This is a genomic window from Variovorax sp. P5_A3, from assembly GCF_056400665.1.
In genome coordinates this window covers 1-5,831 of sequence record NZ_JBFUKW010000057.1, presented here as the reverse complement: position 1 = coordinate 5,831, position 5,831 = coordinate 1, and the positions used below count along the sequence as shown (strand labels likewise).

The following is a 5,831-nucleotide window of genomic DNA, read 5'->3' as shown; positions in this document are numbered from 1 at the left end:
AAAAGTTTGCCAGGGTTGATGAAGGCGCCAAAAACGCGTCATAATCCAAGGCTCAGCTGAAAACGACTCGTCGTGCTGCTTCCCTGGTGGGGTGGTGAGGGGGGGTCGGAGGAGGCGGAGAAAAAGGTCTTCGGACTTGGCGGGATTGAAAAAATCGTGTCATAATCGAAGGCTCCGCTCAAAACGAAGCGCGCTGCGATTCCGATTGGAATTCAGGTGCAAATCGAAGCGAGCGGATGAAAAAAAGTTTGCATGTTCTTTTAAAAACGTGTCATAATCGAAGGCTTCGCTGATCGCAGCAAGCAAGGCGCAAGACAGAAGATGTTGAGCGTGGTTCGTTAAAAATATACAGCCGATAAGCGTGGGCGTTTGAAGGCGATTGCCAAGTTCTTCGGAACAAAGTCGAAAAGACTTTAAACGCTCATGAGAATAGAAGTGAAGTTCACTTCAATTCCGTTTTTATGAGTTGCTCGAGAGAGCGAAAAATTCAAGATCGAACTATAGAGTTTGATCCTGGCTCAGATTGAACGCTGGCGGCATGCCTTACACATGCAAGTCGAACGGCAGCGCGGGAGCAATCCTGGCGGCGAGTGGCGAACGGGTGAGTAATACATCGGAACGTGCCCAATCGTGGGGGATAACGCAGCGAAAGCTGTGCTAATACCGCATACGATCTACGGATGAAAGCAGGGGATCGCAAGACCTTGCGCGAATGGAGCGGCCGATGGCAGATTAGGTAGTTGGTGGGGTAAAGGCTCACCAAGCCTTCGATCTGTAGCTGGTCTGAGAGGACGACCAGCCACACTGGGACTGAGACACGGCCCAGACTCCTACGGGAGGCAGCAGTGGGGAATTTTGGACAATGGGCGCAAGCCTGATCCAGCCATGCCGCGTGCAGGATGAAGGCCTTCGGGTTGTAAACTGCTTTTGTACGGAACGAAACGGCTCTTTCTAATAAAGGGGGCTAATGACGGTACCGTAAGAATAAGCACCGGCTAACTACGTGCCAGCAGCCGCGGTAATACGTAGGGTGCGAGCGTTAATCGGAATTACTGGGCGTAAAGCGTGCGCAGGCGGTGATGTAAGACAGTTGTGAAATCCCCGGGCTCAACCTGGGAACTGCATCTGTGACTGCATCGCTGGAGTGCGGCAGAGGGGGATGGAATTCCGCGTGTAGCAGTGAAATGCGTAGATATGCGGAGGAACACCGATGGCGAAGGCAATCCCCTGGGCCTGCACTGACGCTCATGCACGAAAGCGTGGGGAGCAAACAGGATTAGATACCCTGGTAGTCCACGCCCTAAACGATGTCAACTGGTTGTTGGGTCTTCACTGACTCAGTAACGAAGCTAACGCGTGAAGTTGACCGCCTGGGGAGTACGGCCGCAAGGTTGAAACTCAAAGGAATTGACGGGGACCCGCACAAGCGGTGGATGATGTGGTTTAATTCGATGCAACGCGAAAAACCTTACCCACCTTTGACATGTACGGAATTTGCCAGAGATGGCTTAGTGCTCGAAAGAGAACCGTAACACAGGTGCTGCATGGCTGTCGTCAGCTCGTGTCGTGAGATGTTGGGTTAAGTCCCGCAACGAGCGCAACCCTTGTCATTAGTTGCTACATTTAGTTGGGCACTCTAGTGAGACTGCCGGTGACAAACCGGAGGAAGGTGGGGATGACGTCAAGTCCTCATGGCCCTTATAGGTGGGGCTACACACGTCATACAATGGCTGGTACAAAGGGTTGCCAACCCGCGAGGGGGAGCTAATCCCATAAAACCAGTCGTAGTCCGGATCGCAGTCTGCAACTCGACTGCGTGAAGTCGGAATCGCTAGTAATCGTGGATCAGAATGTCACGGTGAATACGTTCCCGGGTCTTGTACACACCGCCCGTCACACCATGGGAGCGGGTTCTGCCAGAAGTAGTTAGCCTAACCGCAAGGAGGGCGATTACCACGGCAGGGTTCGTGACTGGGGTGAAGTCGTAACAAGGTAGCCGTATCGGAAGGTGCGGCTGGATCACCTCCTTTCTGGAAACAGCAGTTCAATTTGAACGCCCACACTTATCGGTTGTTGGATGAAGTCGATTCCATCGACATGGGTCTGTAGCTCAGCTGGTTAGAGCACCGTCTTGATAAGGCGGGGGTCGTTGGTTCGAGCCCAACTAGACCCACCAAATTCTTCCAATGGTCATGGCGCTGCAATGCGTCAGATGTGAGGACCCGGGGGATTAGCTCAGCTGGGAGAGCACCTGCTTTGCAAGCAGGGGGTCGTCGGTTCGATCCCGTCATCCTCCACCACTTCCAACGCAAACAAAACGTCAACACCAAAGCTGCTTCGTAAGAGGCATCTTTGTTGTTGATCAAGATCTCTTGATCAATCGGCTGTTCTTTAAAAATTCATAGAGTCGAATCAGCGTCGCTGATGGAAACCGCACATTCGTAAAGGTTTGGTGCGGCCCGTGCCATCAGCGACATGAATTTTTGATTGCGTCAAATGAACTTCAATTTCGAGTTAAATCGATTTATGAAGACGGCATAACGCGTCAGGTGAAAGACCTGGCAATTCCTTGATTGATTTTGGTTTCTGTGAAGAAACGTCAAAGTTATAGGGTCAAGTGAATAAGAGCACGTGGTGGATGCCTTGGCGATGATAGGCGACGAAGGACGTGATAGCCTGCGATAAGCTTCGGGGAGCTGGCAAATTAGCTTTGATCCGGAGATTTCCGAATGGGGAAACCCACCGAAAGGTATCGCATACTGAATACATAGGTATGCGAGGCGAACCGGGTGAACTGAAACATCTCAGTAGCTCGAGGAAAAGACATCAACCGAGATTCCGAAAGTAGTGGCGAGCGAAATCGGAAGAGCCTGTTAGTGATAGCACAAGACTTAACGGAACAGCTTGGAAAGGCTGGCCATAGCGGGTGATAGCCCCGTACGTGAAAAGACCTGTGTGGTACTGAGCTAACGAAAAGTAGGGCGGGACACGAGAAATCCTGTCTGAATATGGGGGGACCATCCTCCAAGGCTAAATACTCATCATCGACCGATAGTGAACTAGTACCGTGAGGGAAAGGCGAAAAGAACCCCGGGAGGGGAGTGAAATAGATCCTGAAACCGCGTGCTTACAAAAAGTAGGAGCCCGCAAGGGTGACTGCGTACCTTTTGTATAATGGGTCAGCGACTTACATTCAGTGGCAAGGTTAACCGAATAGGGAAGCCGTAGAGAAATCGAGTCCGAATAGGGCGACAGTCGCTGGGTGTAGACCCGAAACCAAGTGATCTATCCATGGCCAGGATGAAGGTGCCGTAACAGGTACTGGAGGTCCGAACCGACTAGTGTTGCAAAACTAGCGGATGAGCTGTGGATAGGGGTGAAAGGCTAAACAAACTTGGAAATAGCTGGTTCTCTCCGAAAACTATTTAGGTAGTGCCTCAAGTATTACCGTCGGGGGTAGAGCACTGTTTTGGCTAGGGGGTCATGGCGACTTACCAAACCAAGGCAAACTCCGAATACCGACGAGTACAGCTTGGGAGACAGAGCACCGGGTGCTAACGTCCGGACTCAAGAGGGAAACAACCCAGACCGCCAGCTAAGGTCCCTAAAATTGGCTAAGTGGGAAACGAAGTGGGAAGGCTAAAACAGTCAGGATGTTGGCTTAGAAGCAGCCATCATTTAAAGAAAGCGTAATAGCTCACTGATCGAGTCGTCCTGCGCGGAAGATGTAACGGGGCTAAGCCAGTTACCGAAGCTGCGGATTTGCAATTTATTGCAAGTGGTAGGAGAGCGTTCTGTAAGCCTGTGAAGGTGCGTTGTAAAGCGTGCTGGAGGTATCAGAAGTGCGAATGCTGACATGAGTAGCGTTAAAGGGGGTGAAAAGCCCCCTCGCCGTAAGCGCAAGGTTTTCTACGCAACGTTCATCGGCGTAGAGTGAGTCGGCCCCTAAGGCGAGGCAGAGATGCGTAGCTGATGGGAAACAGGTCAATATTCCTGTACCGATGTGTAGTGCGATGTGGGGACGGATCTTAATAGGTCATCCGGGTGTTGGATATCCCGGTCTAGTTGGAAGTAGGCGTGCATTAGGCAAATCCGGTGCACATATACCGAGGCCAACGATCGAGCCAGCTTGCTGGTGAAGTGACTGAACGAGGTTCCAGGAAAAGCCACTAAGCTTCAGCTACACACGACCGTACCGCAAACCGACACTGGTGCGCGAGATGAGTATTCTAAGGCGCTTGAGAGAACTCAGGAGAAGGAACTCGGCAAATTGACACCGTAACTTCGGAAGAAGGTGTGCCCTATTAGTGTGAAGTGAACAACGGAGCATGAATGGGTTGCAAAAAATCGGTGGCTGCGACTGTTTATTAAAAACACAGCACTCTGCAAACACGAAAGTGGACGTATAGGGTGTGACGCCTGCCCGGTGCTGGAAGATTAAATGATGGGGTGCAAGCTCTTGATTGAAGTCCCAGTAAACGGCGGCCGTAACTATAACGGTCCTAAGGTAGCGAAATTCCTTGTCGGGTAAGTTCCGACCTGCACGAATGGCGTAACGATGGCCACACTGTCTCCTCCTGAGACTCAGCGAAGTTGAAATGTTTGTGATGATGCAATCTCCCCGCGGAAAGACGGAAAGACCCCATGAACCTTTACTGTAGCTTTGTATTGGACTTTGAACAGATCTGTGTAGGATAGGTGGGAGGCTTTGAAGCAGGGTCGCTAGATCTTGTGGAGCCAACGTTGAAATACCACCCTGGTGTGTTTGAGGTTCTAACCTAGGTCCATTATCTGGATCGGGGACAGTGCATGGTAGGCAGTTTGACTGGGGCGGTCTCCTCCCAAAGCGTAACGGAGGAGTTCGAAGGTACGCTAGTTACGGTCGGACATCGTGACGATAGTGCAATGGCATAAGCGTGCTTAACTGCGAGACTGACAAGTCGAGCAGATGCGAAAGCAGGACATAGTGATCCGGTGGTTCTGTATGGAAGGGCCATCGCTCAACGGATAAAAGGTACTCTGGGGATAACAGGCTGATACCGCCCAAGAGTTCATATCGACGGCGGTGTTTGGCACCTCGATGTCGGCTCATCTCATCCTGGGGCTGTAGCCGGTCCCAAGGGTATGGCTGTTCGCCATTTAAAGAGGTACGTGAGCTGGGTTTAAAACGTCGTGAGACAGTTTGGTCCCTATCTTCCGTGGGCGCTGCAGATTTGAGGAAGCCTGCTCCTAGTACGAGAGGACCGGAGTGGACACACCTCTGGTGTATCGGTTGTCACGCCAGTGGCATTGCCGAGTAGCTAAGTGTGGAAGAGATAACCGCTGAAAGCATCTAAGCGGGAAACTCGTTTCAAGATGAGATCTGCCGGGGCCTTGAGCCCCCTAAAGAGTCGTTCAAGACCAGGACGTTGATAGGTCAGGTGTGGAAGCGCAGTAATGCGTTAAGCTAACTGATACTAATTGCTCGTGCGGCTTGACCCTATAACTTTGATCCGGCTCCCGCAAGGAGCCACGAATACAGATCAAGTTGTTATGCCAAGTTGACGCATTCAAAATATACCAAGCTGATTCCAAACTCTATGAATTCGTCGGGCTGACACCGTCAGCTCGGCAACCCTTTATGCCTGATGACCATAGCGAGGTGGTCCCACTCCTTCCCATCCCGAACAGGACAGTGAAACGCCTCAGCGCCGATGATAGTGCGGGTTCCCGTGTGAAAGTAGGTCATCGTCAGGCTCTTACAGCCCCCTCAAAGCCCAGCCCCACAAGGCTGGGCTTTTTGGCTTTTTACGGCTTCTACCGCAAGAAAAAGACGCAAATCTGAGCCGCGC

Annotated in this window: 2 tRNA genes and 3 rRNA genes; all 5 read left to right on the top strand. The window is 51.6% G+C overall.

The window, feature by feature from the left end:
- Positions 1-495: 495 nt before the first annotated feature.
- The 5 genes from AC1D3B_RS36030 to rrf all read left to right on the top strand — a co-directional run bounded on the left by AC1D3B_RS36030 (position 496) and on the right by rrf (position 5,736).
- Positions 496-2,030, top strand: a 16S ribosomal RNA gene (locus AC1D3B_RS36030).
- Positions 2,031-2,099: 69 nt separating this feature from the next.
- Positions 2,100-2,176 (top strand) — tRNA-Ile (locus tag AC1D3B_RS36025).
- Positions 2,177-2,224: 48 nt separating this feature from the next.
- Positions 2,225-2,300, top strand: a tRNA-Ala gene (locus AC1D3B_RS36020).
- 311 nt (positions 2,301-2,611) lie between these two features.
- Positions 2,612-5,481: ribosomal RNA gene (locus tag AC1D3B_RS36015) — 23S ribosomal RNA — on the top strand.
- A gap of 142 nt (positions 5,482-5,623) precedes the next feature.
- A 5S ribosomal RNA gene (rrf, locus tag AC1D3B_RS36010) occupies positions 5,624-5,736 on the top strand.
- Together the 16S, 23S and 5S rRNA genes with 2 tRNA genes alongside form the textbook arrangement of a ribosomal RNA operon.
- The last annotated feature ends 95 nt before the right edge of the window (positions 5,737-5,831 follow it).